The organism is Streptomyces sp. NPDC051105 (genome assembly GCF_040682795.1).
In the GTDB taxonomy this organism is placed as follows: Bacteria; Actinomycetota; Actinomycetes; order Streptomycetales; family Streptomycetaceae; genus Streptomyces.
The window spans coordinates 43,706-61,442 of the sequence record NZ_JBFBBR010000011.1 but is presented as its reverse complement, the minus strand read 5'-3'; the positions used below and the strand labels follow the sequence as shown (position 1 = coordinate 61,442).

The 17,737-nt window shown below is 72.0% G+C and carries 13 protein-coding genes; 8 read left to right on the top strand and 5 right to left on the bottom strand.

The features are described from left to right. Positions 1–48: 48 nt before the first annotated feature. A complete protein-coding gene (locus tag AB0N16_RS26420; protein ID WP_365800744.1) occupies positions 49–333 on the bottom strand; it encodes an SDR family oxidoreductase in 285 nt (94 codons plus the stop codon). A 287-nt stretch (positions 334–620) separates the two neighbouring features. Beyond that, entirely contained in the window at positions 621–1,640 is a 1,020-nt protein-coding gene (locus AB0N16_RS26415) for an aspartate-semialdehyde dehydrogenase (protein ID WP_365800742.1), read from the bottom strand. A gap of 298 nt (positions 1,641–1,938) precedes the next feature. Here AB0N16_RS26415 and AB0N16_RS26410 point away from each other — a divergent pair, with 298 nt between their 5' ends. Both AB0N16_RS26410 and AB0N16_RS26405 read left to right on the top strand, forming a co-directional pair. Then, positions 1,939–2,466, top strand: a complete 528-nt coding sequence (locus tag AB0N16_RS26410) for a sigma-70 family RNA polymerase sigma factor (RefSeq protein ID WP_365800740.1) — start codon at positions 1,939–1,941, stop codon at positions 2,464–2,466. A 1-nt stretch (position 2,467) separates the two neighbouring features. Then, positions 2,468–3,199: a hypothetical protein gene (locus AB0N16_RS26405; RefSeq protein WP_365800738.1), complete on the top strand. Its 732-nt coding sequence runs from the start codon at positions 2,468–2,470 to the stop codon at positions 3,197–3,199. 44 nt (positions 3,200–3,243) lie between these two features. On the opposite strand, the gene AB0N16_RS26400 is transcribed toward AB0N16_RS26405, so the two are convergent. Beyond that, the gene (locus AB0N16_RS26400) at positions 3,244–6,546 is read right to left on the bottom strand and encodes a S8 family serine peptidase (RefSeq protein ID WP_365800736.1); all 3,303 of its coding nucleotides are present in this window, start codon (positions 6,544–6,546) and stop codon (positions 3,244–3,246) included. A gap of 221 nt (positions 6,547–6,767) precedes the next feature. Between AB0N16_RS26400 and AB0N16_RS26395 the strand changes: the two genes are divergently transcribed. From AB0N16_RS26395 to AB0N16_RS26370, 6 genes are all read left to right on the top strand, one after another. Continuing rightward, a complete protein-coding gene (locus tag AB0N16_RS26395; protein ID WP_365800734.1) occupies positions 6,768–7,232 on the top strand; it encodes an NUDIX hydrolase in 465 nt (154 codons plus the stop codon). 254 nt (positions 7,233–7,486) lie between these two features. After that, positions 7,487–9,265: a TIGR03767 family metallophosphoesterase gene (locus AB0N16_RS26390; RefSeq protein ID WP_365800732.1), complete on the top strand. Its 1,779-nt coding sequence runs from the start codon at positions 7,487–7,489 to the stop codon at positions 9,263–9,265. 99 nt (positions 9,266–9,364) lie between these two features. Next, positions 9,365–10,495, top strand: coding sequence for a serine hydrolase domain-containing protein (locus tag AB0N16_RS26385; RefSeq protein WP_365800730.1), 1,131 nt, complete (start codon positions 9,365–9,367; stop codon positions 10,493–10,495). Positions 10,496–10,613: 118 nt separating this feature from the next. Beyond that, complete coding sequence (locus AB0N16_RS26380) at positions 10,614–11,021, top strand: YciI family protein (RefSeq protein ID WP_365800728.1); 408 nt, start codon at positions 10,614–10,616, stop codon at positions 11,019–11,021. 8 nt (positions 11,022–11,029) lie between these two features. Then, positions 11,030–12,178: a DUF6596 domain-containing protein gene (locus AB0N16_RS26375; RefSeq protein ID WP_365801179.1), complete on the top strand. Its 1,149-nt coding sequence runs from the start codon at positions 11,030–11,032 to the stop codon at positions 12,176–12,178. Positions 12,179–12,534: 356 nt separating this feature from the next. Beyond that, positions 12,535–13,692, top strand: a complete 1,158-nt coding sequence (locus tag AB0N16_RS26370; protein ID WP_365800726.1) for a glycosyltransferase — start codon at positions 12,535–12,537, stop codon at positions 13,690–13,692. Positions 13,693–13,897: 205 nt separating this feature from the next. Here the strand turns inward: AB0N16_RS26370 and AB0N16_RS26365 are convergent, their stop codons facing one another. Continuing rightward, complete coding sequence (locus AB0N16_RS26365; RefSeq protein ID WP_365800724.1) at positions 13,898–14,947, bottom strand: hypothetical protein; 1,050 nt, start codon at positions 14,945–14,947, stop codon at positions 13,898–13,900. A 207-nt stretch (positions 14,948–15,154) separates the two neighbouring features. Beyond that, the gene (pepN, locus tag AB0N16_RS26360) at positions 15,155–17,737 is read right to left on the bottom strand and encodes an aminopeptidase N (RefSeq protein ID WP_365800722.1); all 2,583 of its coding nucleotides are present in this window, start codon (positions 17,735–17,737) and stop codon (positions 15,155–15,157) included.

Genomic DNA, 17,737 nt, shown 5'->3' with positions numbered 1-17,737 from the left:
GGCCCGGGGCGACGAGGGAAAACCCCAGAGATCCCTTGGCCGGGGGTGTCAGGTGGCCGTCGTGCCGCCGTCGACCGGCCTCGCCGCGCCGGTGACGAAGGAGGAACGGTCGCCGCACAGCCACAGCGCGGCCTCGGCGACCTCGGCGACCTCGGCGGGGCCGGTCATCCGCTTCTGGAGTGTCCCCCCCTCGAACCGCGCCCGCAGCTCGGGCAGCGTCCGCACGGCCCGGTCCGTCATCTCGGTGCGGGTGCGGCCCACGACCAGCGCGTTGACGCGGGTCGGGGTTCCCCTTCGATGACGAACCTCGCCGCAACGCGCCCGAAGGGGCACGGGGAACGGCGCGACCGGCCAGGACGGCGCCGCACCCGCGCGGGACCAGCCAAGACGGCCCCGCACCCGCGCGCGACGGGCCAGGACGGCGCCGCACCCGCGCGCGACTGGCCAGGACGGCCCCGCACCCGCGCACGACCGGCCAGGACGGCCCCGCACCCGCGCACGACCGGCCAGGACGGCCCCGCACCCGCGCGCGACCGGCCAGGACGGCGCCGCACCCGCGCGACGGCGCGACGCGGCACCCCCTGAGGCGCCCGGCCTCCTACTTCGCCGGTCCGGCCCCCCTACTTCGCCGACAGCTCCTCCGCCACCAGCTCCGCGATCTGCACGGCGTTCAGCGCAGCGCCCTTGCGGAGGTTGTCGTTGGAGATGAACAGCGCGAGCCCGTTGTCCACCGTCTCGTCACGGCGGATCCGGCCGACGTACGAGGGGTCCTGACCGGCCGCCTGCAGCGGGGTCGGGATGTCGGAGAGCTCGACGCCCGGCGCGTCCGCGAGCAGCTCGGTCGCGCGCTCGGGGCTGATCGGGCGGGCGAAGCGGGCGTTGACCTGGAGGGAGTGGCCGGAGAACACCGGGACGCGGACGCAGGTGCCGGAGACCTTGAGGTCGGGCAGCTCCAGGATCTTGCGCGACTCGTTGCGCAGCTTCTGCTCCTCGTCGGTCTCGTTCAGACCGTCGTCGACGAGGTTGCCGGCGAAGGGGAGGACGTTGAAGGCGATGGGCCGCTTGTAGACCTGCGGCTCGGGGAAGTCGACCGCCGCGCCGTCGTGGGTGAGCTTGTCCGCGTCGGCGGCGACCTTCTGCACCTGCCCGTGCAGCTCCGCGACGCCCGCGAGACCGGAGCCGGACACCGCCTGGTAGGTGGTGGCGACCAGCGCCTGAAGGCCCGCCTCCGCGTCCAGCGCCTTCAGGACCGGCATCGCGGCCATCGTGGTGCAGTTCGGATTGGCGATGATGCCCTTGGGACGGTCGGCGATCGCGTGCGGGTTCACCTCGGAGACGACCAGCGGGACCGCGGGGTCCTTGCGCCAGGCGGAGGAGTTGTCGATGACGACGGCACCCTGGGCGGCGACCTTCTCCGCGAGCGCCCTGGAGGTGGCGCCGCCCGCCGAGAACAGCACGATGTCCAGGCCGGTGTAGTCGGCGGTCGCCGCGTCCTCCACCGTCACGCCGTCCAGCACGGTTCCGGCGGAGCGGGCCGAGGCGAACAGCCGCAGCTCGGTGACCGGGAAGTCGCGTTCCGTGAGGATTCCGCGCATGACCGTGCCGACCTGACCGGTGGCTCCGACGATTCCGACCCTCACGGTGACTCCCTTTGCGAACGTTGACGTGTGTCTGCGGCCTTTCCATCATGCGGCCGACCCGGGTCAGCCTGTCCAATCCTTTGCCCGCCATACCCTCCGAACGGACCTCACGGCCTGTGGAACTCCCGTCGGCACCCACGCTGAGCTGCAGAAATTTCCTCTCCGCGGCCCTCGTACCGCAAGCTGTGCTGCGTGGCGCGCCGGTGTGACGTACGCCTCGGAAAAGATTTCCCGGAGTCGTCCGAACGTTTCCGGGGGCCGCGGCGTCGTAGGAGAAACGCGGTGAGGGGGGTGGGTTGTGCTGCGCAGAAAGGCCCGCCGGGTCCAGGGGGACCAGCACGGTGATCCGCTGGACGCGGACCAGGAGCGCCGGGTGCGGGCGGTGCTCGCGCTGGGCGGCGTACCGCAGGCGGACCTGCTGGACGGGGTACAGCAGGTCCGCCTGCGGCTGCTGGAGCGGGCCGCGAGCGGCCGGGAGGCACCGCGGGACGTCTCGGCGTGGGCGGCGGTGGTCGCCTCCAACCTCGCCATGGACTGGCACCGCGCCAAGCGCCGCCAGGAACGCATCGGCGAACGGCTGGCCGCCCTCCGCATCCCCGACCACACCTACGGCGAGGACAGCAGCCTGCTCTCCGTCTCCGTCGCCCGCGGCCTGGACGAACTGCCGGACGCCCAGCGCCAGGTCCTCGTCCTGCGCTTCTACGCCGACCTGCCGGTGCGCGGGATAGCCGAGGAACTCGGCATCCCCGAGGGCACGGTCAAGAGCCGGCTGCACACGGCGGTACGCGCCCTGCGCGCCCGCCTGCACGAGGACGAGGTGGTGTGACATGACCGCCGGACAGACCGCCGGAGACGACCGTCACGACGGCGACGACGCCCTGCTGGCCGTACTCATGGACGCGGAACCGAGCGACGCGCAGCGTGCCGACCCCGCCTTCATGGCCGAGTACCGGGCGGCCACCGCGGATACCGAGATCCTGCGCGAACGGCTCGGCCTCATCGGGGACGCCCTCGCCGGCCCCCGGCCCGCGGCCCGCCCCGCGGCCCGGCCCCGGCCGCGTCCCCGGCGGCACCCCCGCCTCCGCGCCCTCGGCATCGCGGGCGCCCTCGCCGCCGCGTTCGCCTCGGTCGTGCTCGGCTTCGGCTGGCTGGCGGCGCACGGCCCGAGCGGGGCGGGGTCCGACAGCAGCGCCGGCGAGAAGGCGGCCGACAGCGCTTCGGGCGCGAAGCCCACCACCGGGCCCGGCTATCTGGCCTGCGCCCGGCTGGTGGCCGAGGGCACCGTCACCGGCGTACGACAGCTCCCGGACACCGGCACGGAACGCGTCACCCTGCGCGTGACCCACGCCTACAAACCGGCGAAGACCGCCGGGGAGGTCGACGTCGTCGTCGCGTCCGACGCCCGGATCAGCGCGGGGGCCCGGCTGCTGGTCGGCGTCACCCGCGGCCGGACCGTGGCCGACCTGTACGCGGTCGGCGAGGCCGGGATCGCGCGGGAGCGCGCCTGGATCGTCCGGGACCTGCCCGGGTCCCGGACGACGACCTGCCCGGGCACGTGAAGAGGCGGGCGCCCCGAAGGACGCCCGCCTCAGCATCGGACCTGCTACGGAACGACCTTCTCGATCTTCACGCTGCCGACGCCCGCGACCGTGCCGCGTGCGTTGACCAGCTGGACCCGGCCGAAGAACTCACGTCCCTCGGGGGCCGCCGTGGCCGCCGTGACCTGGCCGGTCACCGTGGCCGAGGCGCCGGTGCCGAGTTCGACCGGCGTCGACTCGTCGACCGTGACCGTGCCGAGCGCGGCGGAGAAGAACACGTCCCGGTAGTCGTAGTCGGTGGCGCCCGACGGCACCGAGTAGCCGGTGACCTCGACGGTGTAGGTGCCGGCGGCCGGCGAGGCGATGGACACCGCCTCCTCCGAGTCGCCGTCGGCGGACAGCCCGACCTGCGTGCCGGACGCGTCGTACACCGCCAGGTCGAGGTCGGCGGCCGTGTCGGAGACGCCGCCGATCGCGACGTCCAGCGACTTCGCACCCGCCGGCACGGTCACCGTGGTGGTCTGGACCTCGCCCTCCTTGATCGAGGGACGGGCCGTCTTCGAGGAGCCGAGCGGACCGCCGACCAGCCTGCCGTCGAGCGCGGCGAACTTGTTGGCCACCTTCCAGGAGGCGACGACCGGGACGCCGGCCTTGGCCTCGGGCACGGTCACGGTCTCCGGGTCGAAGGCCGCGCCGAGCACGGTGACGCCCAGCTTGTAGGGGTTGTCGAGCAGCGGGGAGGTGCGGCGCGCCTCGACCTCGATCTCCCAGACCCCGGCCTGCGGGTCGGCGTACGAACGGACGTCGGGCTTGCAGCCGTTGCCGTTCAGGTAGTTGTTGTAGCAGTACGGGGTGCCGGACTCGTCGACCGGGACGCCGTACGGGTGGATGGCGATGAACCGCGTCTGGCTCTTGTCGGCGAGCCCGCTCATCGCGACCTCGAGAGAGGTGGCGCCCTCGGGCACGGTCACGAAGTACGAGGTGGAGCTGTTGCGCTGCACCGAACCCGAGCCGGAGTAGGTGTAGGCGAGGGGAGTGGAGACCACGACCGTCGTCAGGATCTGCTTGTCGACGCCCTCGGTCTTCGGGTCGTCGACCTCGAGGATCGCGGACTTGATGCCCGAACTCTTCGCCCGCGCCTGCACCTTGACCGTCACCGGCTGGTTCAGCGGTAGCTTCACCTCGTCCGAGCCGACGATCTTGAAGGTGTGCCCGGCGTTGTTCTCGAAGTGCAGCTCGTGCCGGATCGCCGTGTCCGCGCCGGAGGTACGGGTGATCGTGACGTCGTACGTCTTCTTCTGCCCGGCCTTGAGACCACCTTCACGGTCGTACAGCCCTGTGCCGTAGCCCGGGGTCTTCAGCGCGTAGTCGATCGCGGTGTCGACCGGCGCCTTCACGGTGTAGTCGTGCGCGGTGGCGTGGTCGCGGATGGACTCCCACGCGTCGACGATGTTGATGCGGCCCGCGCCTTCTTCGTACGCCTGCACGTCCTTGATGCGGTCGGCGGTCGAGGTGAGGGCGGTGCGCAGGTCGGCGGGGGAGAGGGCGATGCCCTTCTGCTTGGCCGCGCTCAGCAGCAGCGCCGTGGCGCCCGTCGCCTGCGGGGACGCCATCGAGGTGCCCTGGAGCATGGAGTAGCCGGCCGGCAGCGAGTAGCCCGCCTCGGCGACCGGGGAGCCCGGCAGCCAGGTCTGGGTGGTGTTGATCGCGGCGCCCGGAGCGACCAGGGTCGGCGTGAAGCCGCCGTCCTCGCGCGGGCCGCGCGAGGAGAAGGGGAGCAGCTGGTACTTGGTCGTCACCTGGGAGCCGTAGTTGGCGGCCCAGGTCTCCTTGGAGATGGCCGCGCCGACCGAGATCACCTTGTCGGCGAGGCCGGGGTCGCCGATGGTGTTGGCGCCGGGGCCCTCGTTGCCGGCGGAGATGACCAGCTGCACGCCGTAGGTGTCGATGAGCCGGGTGTACAGCTCCGCACGGGCGTTGTTGCCGTCGTTCAGTGCCGGGAGGCCGCCGATCGACATGTTGACGATGTCGACGCCCCGGTTGGCGACCAGGTCGATCATGCCCTCGGTGAGGGCGACGTTGGTGCAGCCGCCGGTCCAGGTGCAGGCCCGGGAGGAGACGATCTTCGCGCCGGGAGCCGCGCCGTTCATCTTGCCGCCGAACAGGCCGTTGGCGGCGGTGATGCCGGCGACGTGGGTGCCGTGCTCGGACTCGATGACGCCGATGTTGACGTAGTCGGCCTTGGCACCGGACGCGTTGTAGACGACGTCCTTGCGGATCTCGACGACGAACGGGATGCGCTCGACGACATCTGTGGCCGGGTCGTCCGTGCCGAAGTAGCCGATCTGGTAGCCGTCCTTGTACGGCTTCATCGGCACGTCGTCGGTGAAGTCCAGGTCGTCGTCGGTGTCGACGCGCACGGTGCCGGAGGCCGCGTCGTACAGCACACCCCAGGCGTCGGTGGTGTCGCCGTCGCGGTTCAGGTCGCCCTTCATGTCGCCACCGGTGGTGGCGGACTCGTACATGTAGTTGAACCTGTACGAGCCCTCCGGCGCCTTGAACGTCTCCGTGCCCTGGGAGGCCGTGGTGATGGAGAACGCCGGGCCGGAGGCGGGGACGGTCATCCGCCGCCAGGTGCCGTCGCCGTCGTTGACCGGGTCGGTCGAGGTCACCCAGTCGACGATCTTCCGCTCGCCCGTGGTGGTCTTCTGCAGCGCGGGGTGGCCGAGGTCGACGCCGGAGTCCAGGATGCCGATGGTGATGCCCCGGCCGTCCGCCTTCGGGTTCTCCTTGACGAAGTCGACGGCACCCGTCTCGAAGGAGGGGTTGTAGGGGTTCTCGGCAGGGGTGTTCTTGTTCGGCGCCGGGTAGGTCTTCGCGGCCTTGGCCGACTTGGCGGTGTCCGACACCGCCGGGTCGTCGAGCTGGATCTCCTGGCGCAGGTCGATCGCGTGCACCGAGGACAGCTTCGCGGCGGCGGCGATCGCCGAGTCCGCCCGGCCGGTCGGGACGGTGGCGCGGACATAGCCGACCTTGTCGTACGTACGGCCCACCGAGCCGCCCTTGACGCCGTCCAGCTCCTGCGCGACCTGCTCGGTCTGCCCCGGCGCGGTCGCGATCATCATGGTGACGTTCTTGGTGCCGTCGGCCTTGGCCTCGGCGAGCAGTTCGGCGTCGTCCGAACCGAGCTTGTCGTGGGCCGACTTGGCCTCCGCGGTGGCGGTGGCGGCGGCCGGGGACGAGGTCGAGGCGGCGGCCAGGGGTATCGGCCCGGCGGCCGAGAGCGCGGCCACCACACCGACGGCGACGGCTATCCGGCCCAGGCGTCTGTGGCCCGGTATCGGGTCGTGCTGGGGGGCGAGGGTCATCTGCATCCCTTGTAGGTAAAGGAACGAGCATGGGGCGCGCGGGACTTGGTCAAGTACCGGCGCATTGGCGCACAGCTTTCCCCAAGAAAACGGCCTTTTGAGAACGTTGACCGAATCGATATGAACGTATGGGGAAAACCCCCGGTCACCCCTTGGTCGCCCCGCGGCCCTGTCGCGGAAACCCGGTGGCCCGGCGCGTCCCGGCGCCCTAACGTGCCCCTGTGCGCGAGAAGCTGAGGGTGGCGGCCTACGCCGTGTGCGTCCGTGACGGACAGGTCCTGCTGGCCCGGTCACCGGACGACGACGGCATACCCGAGTGGGTCCTGCCCGGCGGCGGCATGGAGCACGGCGAGGACCCGTACGACACGGTCCGCCGCGAGCTCATGGAGGAGACCGGCTACCGCATCGAGGTGACCGGACTGCTGGGCATCGACTCCTTCCGGTGCCACTTCGCCGCCGAGGGCCCGTTGCGCCTGCCCACCGACCACCACGGCGTGCGGATCATCTACACCGCTGAGATCGTCGGCGGCGAACTGCGCAACGAGATCGGCGGCTCCACCGACATGGCCGCCTGGCAGGACCTGGACGCCGTACCGGCCCTGCGGCGCGTCCCGCTGATCGATATCGCCCTGCGGTTGTGGCGGGAGCGGCCCGCGGCGGGGCGGTTTGCCGAAGAGCGGTCGTAGCAGTCGTCAGCGTCGGAGCCCCTCCCCTACCCCGGCAGATGAACGCGGAGTAGCCGCCCCCCGGCCACCCGCAATCCGCTCCATGACCGGTCCCCACCTCACCTGATCCACGTACGGTGATCGGCGCTGCGCGTTGCCGCCGCGTTCACGCGCAGGCCATCCCCGGTGCCAACGATCCAGAGTGAGCGGGAAGTTCGCGGAAGCGATCGCCCGCGACCACTGCCGGACGCGTTCGCACTCGGGGAGACCGCGCCATGTCGCGCATACGCTCAGTCGCCACCTCCGCGGCCCAGAAGGGCCGCGAGGCACTGGAGATCAACCGCCGTACCGTGCTCGCCGCCGCCGGAGCCGTCTCGCTCTCCGCGGGCGTCGGCTACGCCCTGCGCCCCACCGACAGCCAGGCCGCGCCCGCCGCGACCGCGGAGCAGGAACCGGTCGCCGAGGGCCGCAGGGCCGCCGCGGCCCCCCTGGCGCCGTACACCAAGGGCACCACCCTCGCCTCCGTCGCCGCGCCCCGCGCCGGCTCCGGGTACCGGCGGCTCGGCGACGGCGCCGGCTGGTCACGCGTGGTCCGCTCCGATCTGGCCGCCGCCGCATCCGGCCGGGCCGGCCGCCGCACCGCCCTCGCCGCGTTCGTGCAGTTCACCGACCTGCACCTGATGGACGTCCAGCACCCGCTGCGCCTCGAATACCTGCGCGCCCACGACCCGCACGCCTGGCGCCCCCACGAGGCGCTCACCGTGCCCGGCGCCATCTCCCTCGTCGAGCGCGTGAACGCGCTGCGCGGCGCCCCGGTCACCGGCTCCCCGCTGCACTTCGTGATGACGACCGGCGACAACACCGACAACAACGCCCACTCCGAGCTGGAGTGGTTCATGAAGGTGATGAGCGGCGGCCGGATCACCCCCAACAGCGGTGACCCCAAGCACTACGAGGGCGTGCAGAACAGCGGCCTCAAGCTGTACTGGCAGGCCTCCGCCACGGCCCGCGACAACGACAAGGCGCTCGGCTTCCCGCACCTCGCCGGCTTCCTCGCCGCCGCGATCCGCGAGGTGAACAGCCCCGGCCTCAACCTCCCCTGGTACTCCACCGTCGGCAACCACGACAACTTGCCGCTCGGCTGCTACGGCTCGCACGCCGACCCCTACCTCGCCGCGGCCGCGGTCGCCGGCAAGAAGCTGATGACGGTGACCGACGCCGAGGCCAAGAAGCTCCAGGACTCCATCCGCACCGCCCAGGACCCCAAGGGCAGCGGCTACCGCGACTTCCTCAAGGCCCACGCCCGTTCCATGCGCTCGGTCACCGCGGACGACAAGCGTGCCCCGTACACGGCCGCCGACTACCTCAAGGCCCACCTGGACCCGGCCTACCAGGGCGTCGGCCCGGTCGGCCACGGCTACTCCTCGGCGAACCTGGCCGCGGGCACCCAGTACTACGCCTTCCGTGTCTCCGACGACGTCATCGGCATCAGCCTGGACACGACGGACGCCGGCGGCCACTACGACGGATCGATCGGCACGGCCCAACTGGCCTGGCTGGAGAAGACCCTGCGGGAGAACAAGGACTCCTACGCCGTCGTCTTCAGCCACCACACCAGCCAGACGATGACCAACACCCGCCCCGACCCTGCCCACCCGGGCGACCGCCGCCACTCGGGCGCCGAGCTGGTCACCCTCCTCAACCGCCACGCCAACGTGCTGGCCTGGGTGAACGGCCACATCCACCGCAACCTCATCACCCCGCACAAGGCCTCGAACGGCAACTCCTTCTGGGAGATCACCACCGCCTCGCACGTCGACTACCCCCAGCTCGCCCGGGTCGTGGAGCTGGCGGACAACAAGGACGGCACGGTCTCGCTCTTCACCACGCTGATCGAGTCGGCGGCCCCGCACCGCACGGACTTCTCCGACCTCTCCCAGACCGGCCTCGCCGCCCTCTACCGCGAGCTGGCCTTCAACGCCCCCCGCTCCAGCAAGGTCCTGGGCGGCAACGCCGTGGACCGGAACACCGAGCTGGTCCTGAAGAAGGGCTGAAACTCACCCAACCGGCCCACAGCGGGCAACCTCCCCGATCACGACGGTGTCCCTTCCCCCGACCGGTGACCCGACCGGCCACCCGACCGGGGGAGAGACATGTTCCTGCGTACGACACTGATGGCGGCCACGGCGGCGGCCCTGTCCGCGGCACTGGCGGCACCGGCGGTGGCGGCGCCCGCCGCCGGCCACCAGGCCACCCGCGAGGCGGTGCGGGCCGCGGTCGGGGCAGGTGTACCCGGGGTGACGGCCACGGCCCGTGACCCGCACGGCACCTGGTCGACGACGGCCGGGGTGGGCGACACCCGGACCGGAGCCCCGCGTTCCGCCGCCGACCGCTACCGGGTCGGCAGCATCACGAAGACCTTCGTCTCCACCGTGCTGCTCCAACTGGAGGCGGAGGGCCGCCTGTCCCTGGACGACACGGTGGACAAGTGGCTGCCGGGAGTGGTGACCGGCCACGGCAACGACGGTCGCCGCGTCACCGTCCGCCGGCTCCTCAACCACACCAGCGGCATCTTCGACTACACGGCGGACGAGGACTTCGGCCGCACGTACTTCACGAAGGACGGCTTCTTCCAGCACCGTTACGACACGCTGACGCCCGCCGGGCTGGTCGCGATCGCGATGAAGCACAAGCCGGACTTCGCGCCGGGCACGAGCTGGGCCTACTCCAACACGAACTACATCCTGGCCGGCATGGTGATCAAGGCGGTGACGGGCCGCTCCTACGCCGAGGAGATCACGAACCGGGTGATCCGGCCCCTCCACCTCACCGGCACGTCCCTCCCCGGCACCCGCACCACCCTCCCGCACCCGAGCAGCCGCGCCTACTCGAAACTGACCGACCCGTCCGGCCCGACCTACGACGTCACCGCCCTCAACCCCTCCATGGCCTCCTCCGCCGGCGAGCTGATCTCCACCGGCTCCGACCTGACCCGCTTCTACGAGGCCCTGTTCCGCGGGAAGCTCCTCACCCCGCACCAGTTGAAGGAGATGAAGACCACGGTCCCCGTCCCCGGCATCCCCAACAGCGCCTACGGCCTCGGCCTGATCGACCACACCCTCTCCTGCGGTGTCCACGTCTGGGGCCACGAGGGCGGAATCCACGGCTCCTCCTCCACGGCGGCCACCACCGCCGACGGCCGCCACGCCCTGGCCGCGAACTTCAACGGCGACTGGGCGGGCGACCCGGGCACCGTCCTCGACGCGGAGTTCTGCGGGGGCTGAGCGCCTTCCGTGAGGGCCCGGAAAAAAATCCGGCGGCGATGTCGAGAACCCGCGGTCCGCTCCGTCCCAGGGGTGAGCGCGGCCACAATGGGTCGCACGAGCACCGAGGAGAACCATCATGGCCAAGTACCTGCTGCTCAAGCACTACCGGGGCGCCCCGGCCGCAGTCAACGACGTACCCATGGACCAGTGGGCGCCCGAGGAGATCACGGCGCACATCCAGTACATGAACGACTTCGCGGCCCGGCTGGAGAAGACCGGCGAGTTCGTCGGCGAGCAGGCACTCGCCCCCGAGGGGATGTGGGTCCGCTACGACGGTGAGGGGCGGCCGCCGGTCACCGACGGACCGTTCGCGGAGACCAAGGACCTCATCGCCGGCTGGATGATCATCGACGTCGACAGCTACGAGCGGGCCGTCGAGCTGGCGGGGGAGCTGTCGGCCGCCCCCGGGGCCGGGGGCAGGCCGATCCACGAGTGGCTGGAGCTGCGCCCGTTCTACGGAGTGCGGCCCACGGTCACGGAATGACCTCGGAAGTGAACGAGGCTCTGCTCCGGAGCCTCACGCCGAGCGTGCTCGGGATCCTCGTCCGCCGCGGAGCCGACTTCGCGGCGGCCGAGGACGCCGTGCAGGACGCGCTCGTCGAGGCGGTCCGCGTGTGGCCCGCCGACCCGCCGCGTGATGCGAAGGGCTGGCTGGTCACCGTGGCCTGGCGCAGGTTCCTCGACGCGACCCGGGCGGACGCCGCCCGCCGCCGGCGTGAGGACCTCGTCGACGAGGCGCCGGCCCCCGGGCCGGCGCCCGCGCTGGACGACACGCTCCAGCTCTACTTCCTGTGTGCCCACCCGTCCCTCACCCCGTCCTCCGCGGTCGCGCTCACCCTCCGGGCCGTCGGCGGACTCACCAACCGGCAGATCGCCCAGGCCTACCTGGTGCCCGAGGCGACCATGGCGCAGCGCATCAGCCGGGCCAAGCGCACCGTCTCCGGGGTGCGGTTCGACCAGGCCGGTGACGTCGCCACCGTGCTGCGCGTCCTCTACCTCGTCTTCAACGAGGGCTACTCCGGCGACGTCGACGTCGCCGCCGAGGCCATCCGGCTCACCCGGCAGCTCGCGGCCCGGCTCGCCCACCCCGAGGTGGCCGGGCTGCTCGCCCTCATGCTGCTCCACCACGCCCGGCGCGCGGCCCGCACCGCGCCCGACGGCAGCCTGGTGCCGCTCGCCGAGCAGGACCGGAGCCGTTGGGACACCCGTCTGATCGCCGAGGGCGTCGGGATCCTCCAGGCGGCCCTCGCCCGCGACCGCCTCGGCGAGTTCCAGGCCCAGGCCGCGATCGCCGCCCTGCACGCGGACGCGCCCACCGCGGAGGAGACCGACTGGGTGCAGATCGTCGAGTGGTACGACGAACTCGCCCGCCTCACCGACAGCCCGGTGGTCCGGCTCAATCGCGCGGTCGCCGTGGGCGAGGCCGACGGACCCCGGGCCGGCCTGGCCGCGCTCGCGGCACTCGACCCCGCCCTGCCCCGGCACACCGCGGCCGAGGCCTACCTCCGTGAACGCGACGGCGACCCGGCGACCGCGGCACGGCTGTACGCCGAGGCGGCCCGGAAGGCGACGGACCTCGCCGAACGCGATCATCTGACCCGCCAGGCCGCCCGGCTCAACGTCCGCCGGAGCCGTCACTGACACCGTCGTACGTTCGGGTGGCGCGCTTGCCGATTTTTTGCCCTCGGCCATGGCGGTCCCGCACCTCCCGCCACCCCGGAGAGATCCCGTAAAACCGCAGGTCAGAGGGGTGGCGGCGGAGGTCGTCGGGCGATGCCGCGAGTGACCGTCCCGGTACCCGCCGTGTAAATGAATCGGACTCCGATACGAGACATACCGTTCATCCGAATGAAACGTCCGTACCGCCTCATATCGGCTAACCCGCGGTTCTCGGGGATGGCTCGATCTGGTGCAAGGCAGGTGGTCGTGTGGACGCTCGGCTCGGACTTCGTGTCCTCTCGGTCTACGAGGGGTTTTTCTCCGGGGGAGCCCGGATCGTGCACAGTGATGTCCTGCTGGGCCTGGTGGAGGGCGGCCAGCAGTGGCATCGGGTGCTGAGTCTGCACGGAGAGGTCCACCGGGAAGCCACCACCCAACGGATGGAGGACGACGCCTGCTACCGCGCGCTCACCGCCGGTGGCATCGACGTCACCTCCCTCGGCCGCACCGCGGGCCTCGTCGACGGCACGGTCGCGGCGTCGGTTTTCAGCGGTCCCGAGCTGGCCGATACCGCGCGGGCCATGGCCGGTGCGGACGTCATCCTCTCGCTGAAGGAACAGCCCCTCGCCCTCCTCAACCAGGGCGGGCTGCCCCGTCGTCCCGTCGTCGTCTGCCTGCACCGGTCCGACCCGGAGAACCAGGGCCCGGCGCTGGACGAGCTGAAGACCGCCATCGCGGAGGGCAAGGTCGTGGCGTGCGTGTGCTGCGCCGAGTCGACGCGGGACGCGTACGAGGCGGCCGGCATCCCGGGTGAGCTGCTGCACGTCATCCCGAACGGGGTCGATCTGCTCCGCTTCCGCCCGGACGCGGCGGTGCGCCTGGCGTTCCGCGAGTCCGCCGGGATCCCGGCCACCGCCCCCGTCGTCGTCTTCGCCGCCCGGTACGCCGGGATGAAGAACGTGCCGCTCTTCCTGCGGGCGGCCCGCGCCTGGCTGGCCCGCGAGGGCGGTGGCCACGTGGTCATGTGCGGTGCCGGGATGACCGAGGACAACGCCGCCCTGTGGGCCGACATGGAGATCGCCTTCGGCGCCGACCGGGCCGCCCTCGGCGACCGTGTGCACCTTCTCGGCGTACGGCACGACATGGAGGCCGTCTACGCCGGCTCCGACGTCGTCGCCCTCACCTCCGTCTCCGGGGAGGCGGCGCCGCTCTGCCTCATCGAGGGCATGATGTGCGGCGCCGTACCGGTGACGACGGACGTCGGCGACAGCGCGTCGATCGTCGAGGGACACGGTCTCGTGACGTCCTTCGACCCCGACGCGATCGCCTTTGCGTGGTCGGCGGCGGTGGCCGAACGGGACGCCTTCGCACCGGCGCTGCTGGCGAGCCGCGAGCGGTTCAGCCGTACGCGGATGATCGCCGCGTACGCCGACCTGCTCGCCCGTGTCGCCGGCGACGTACGCGACGAGCTGCGCCCGGGCGTCGGCGGGCAGTAGCGGGGCGGGGCCGGCGGGTCACCGGGGGAGCGGGGCGTCACGCAGGACGCTGTGGAGGACCTGGTCGCCGAGGGCGCGCGGGTTGACGGCCGGCGTTCGGGCGTCGCCCCCGGCGGCACCCGACGGCACCCGACGGCACGAGGAGGGGCCGTCGGTCCCCCTCCGGACCGACGGCCCCTCCGCTCCCCTCCGTGATCCCCCTCCGTTATCGGGGCAGCACCACGACATACGCGGCCGGGTCCCGGTCGTCGGCCGCCATCAGAGCCGTACGGACCACCGCCGCCTGCTGCTCCATCGCGTCGCGGAGCTTCTTCGGGGTGAGGTGGACGACGGTGATGCCCAGCCGCTCCAGGTGCTCGCGCTTGCGGGCGTATTCGGACCACAGGGCGTCGTCGTCCTGCCGGTGGCCCTGCCGCGGTGCGCGGGTGTCCAGTTCGAGGGCGACGGCCTGCTCGGGCCAGTAGGCGTCCAGACCGCCCAGGTGGGGGCCGCCGGGGAGGCGCAGGTCCACGTTCCACACCGGGTCGGGGAGGCCGTACTCGCGGACCATCCGGTAGAGGCGGTCCTCGGCGATGGCCCGGCCCTCGGCGACCAGCGAGTCGACGGCGTCCACCACATGCGGGCGGGACAGCAGCTTCGCCTCGTTCAGCGCCCGTACCACCGCGGCCGGTTCGCAGTGGTGGCCGCGGACCGCCTCCGTCAGCAGCCGGCGTACCGCCTCCGCGTCGGTCAGGTCCGCCACCGCGTCCGCGAGGGCGCGGGGGACCGGGGCGACGGGCAGGCCCGTCACCGGCTCGGGGGTCGGCAGGGCCGGGGTGCGGAGCACGCGGACGTAGGAGGTGGAGCGGATCCGGCGCAGGCGCGGGACCAGCACGTCCACGTGGTCCAGGGAGAGGAGCGGCGGGGTGGAGGAGAAGCCGTGGAGGGTCAGCGCGGCCAGGCCCGTGATCATCGCCTCCGGGTAGACCGGGCGGTGCGGGGAGTCGGCGCTCGGCTGGACGGGGACACCGGGGGCCGCCTCGCGGGCGGCGAACAGCAGCGCTCCGTGCAGGCGTTCCTCGCTGGTCGGCGGGCCGGGGTGGAGCAGGATCACACCGGGGAGCAGTTGCTGCCAGGGACCGGCCGCCCGGCACTGCTCGGCGATCTCGGTGGCCGGGACACCGTGGGAACGGAGCTGAGCCGTCGTCAGCACCCGGCGGTGGACGTCGGAGAGGTGACGGAGAGGGCGGGGGGAGAGTGGGGTGTTGTGGGTCATGGACCGGAGATTCCCGCGTCCGGTCTGCCCGGTAACCGCTGTTACGTTCCTGTTGAAGAATACGGACAAGACGGTGCTAAAGGTCAGGTGTTCGAGTGCCGAGTAGGAGGTGAAAACCCCTGGTCCGATCGGGTGCGGACCAGGGGTTACGGCCATGATTGACTGAATTCCGTAACGGTCACCCGGCGGGAAACCCAAGGCCAAAGGTCAGGCGCCGGCGGCCCTCGCGTCGCACTCCTGTGCGCGCAGCGTCCGGGCCAGGTCCTCGCGGGCCTCCAGGACCAGCCGGCGCAGTGCCGGCGGCGCGTCGGCGTGCGCCGCCAGCCAGGCGTCCGTCGCCTCCAGCGTCTCCGGGCGGTCCTGGAGCGAGGGGTACAGGTCCCGGACCACGTCCATGCCGATCTGGATCGAGCGGTCCTCCCAGATCCCTGCGATGACCTCGAAGTACTTCTCCGCGTAGGGCGCCAGGAGGTCCCGCTGGGACGGCTGGGCGAAGCCCGTGATCGTCGCCTCCACCAGCGCGTTGGACAGCGCCTCCGACTCCACGACCTGCGCCCAGGCCTGCGCCTTCACCGCCGCCGAGGGCCGGGCGGCCAGGCAGCGCACCTGGTGGCGCCTGCCGGACGCGGTGTCGTCGCGGGCCAGTTCGGCCGCCAGCGCGGACTCGTCGGCCGCGCCGTGCGCGGCGAGGGGTTCGAGGAACGCCCAGCGCAGCTCCTGGTCGACGTCCAGGCCGTCGATCGTGGCCGTGCCCGACAGCAGTTCCTGGAGCAGCCGGAAGTCGGGCCCGTCCGCCGCCGTCGACGCGAAGAACCGCGCCCAGGCCAGCTGGTGCTCACTGCCCGGCTCGGCCTGCCGCAGCTCCCGCAGGGCGCCCTCGGCGAGCCGCGGCCCGGCCGTCTCCCGCCACTCGGGCGCCACATAGCCGACCAGCGCCGTGTTCGCCCACGCGTGCAGCATCTGCAGCACCCCGATGTCCGACTCGCGGCTCGCGAACCGCAGCACCAGGTCGACGAAGTCCCGGGCCGGCAGCAGCGCGTCCCGGGTCAGGTTCCACAGCGCCGACCAGCACAGGGCGCGGGCGAGCGGGTCGGTCAGGGCACCCAGGTGGTCCCGGAGCGTCGCCAGTGAGGTGTCGTCGAAGCGGATCTTGCAGTAGGTGAGGTCGTCGTCGTTGACCAGGACCAGCTCCGGGGCCTCGGCGCCCGCCAGGTCGGCGATCACCGTGCGCGGGCCGTCGACGTCCGCCTCCACGCGCGCGTACCGCTCCAGACGGCCGTCCGACACGCGGTACAGGCCGATCGCGACCCGGTGCGGACGCAGCTCGGGGTGTGACTCGGCCGCCTCCTGCAGCACGGCCAGTTCGGCCACCCGCCCCTCGCCGTCGAGCAGCACCTGCGGGGTCAGCGAGTTCACCCCCGCCGTCTGCAGCCAGGACCGCGCCCAGGCGCTCATGTCCCGGCCGCTGGTCTCCGCCAGGACCGACAGCAGGTCACCGAGGCGCGTGTTGCCGTACGCGTGGCGCTTGAAGTAGCGGCGGGCGCCCTCCAGGAACGCGTCCTGGCCGACGTACGCCACCAGCTGCTTGAGGACGGAGGCGCCCTTGGCGTAGGTGATGCCGTCGAAGTTGAGCTTCGCGTCCTGCAGGTCGCGGATGTCGGCGGTGACCGGGTGCGTGGACGGCAGCTGGTCGGCGCGGTAGGCCCAGGCCTTGCGGCGGTTGGCGAAGGTGGTCCAGGCGTTGCTGAAACGGGTCGCGTTGACGTTCGCGAAGGTGCCCATGAAGTCCGCGAAGGACTCCTTCAGCCACAGGTCGTCCCACCACACCATGGTGACCAGATCGCCGAACCACATGTGCGCCATCTCGTGCAGGATGACGTTGGCGCGCGCCTCGTAGGACGCCTGGGTCACCTTGCCCCGGAAGATGTACTCCTCCCGGAACGTCACCAGACCCGGGTTCTCCATCGCGCCGAGGTTGTACTCGGGCACGAACGCCTGGTCGTACTTCCCGAACGGGTACGGGTAGTCGAAGTGGTCGTGGAAGAAGTCCAGGCCCTGCTTGGTGACGAGGAAGACGTCGTCCGCGTCGAAGTAGGGCGCCAGGCCCTTGCGGCACATCGCGCCGAGCGGGATCTCCAGCGTCGTCCCGTCGGGGAGCGTGCGCGCGTACGCGTCCGTCACGTAGTGGTACGGGCCCGCCACCACGCAGGTGATGTACGTCGAGATCGGCTTGGTCTCCGCGAACCGCCACACCCCGTCGGCGAGTTCACCGGCCCCGTTGCTCCACACCGTCCACTCCTCGGGCGCCCGCACCTCGAAGCGGAACGGCGCCTTGAGGTCCGGCTGCTCGAAGTTGGCGAAGACCCGGCGGGAGTCGGCCGGCTCGTACTGCGTGTAGAGGTAGACCTCGCCGTCCTCGGGGTCGACGAAGCGGTGCAGGCCCTCGCCGGTGCGGGAGTAGGCGCACCGGGCGTCCACCACCAGCTCGTTCTCCGCGGCCAGGTCCTCCAGGAGGATCCGGGTGCCGTCGAAGACCTCGCCCGGGTCCAGGTCCTTGCCGTTCAGGGTCACCGCGGTCACGCTCGGCGCGATCAGGTCGGCGAAGCTCGCCGCGCCCGGCTCGCTGCAGCGGAAGCGGATCGTGGTCACCGAGCGGAAGGTGCGCGGCTCGCCCTCGCCCTCGCCCTCGCCGACGGCCGACCGCACGTCCAGCGACACGTCGTAGCCGTCCACCGACAGCAGGGCGGCCCGCTCTCGGGCCTCGTCGCGGGACAGATTCTCACCGGGCAC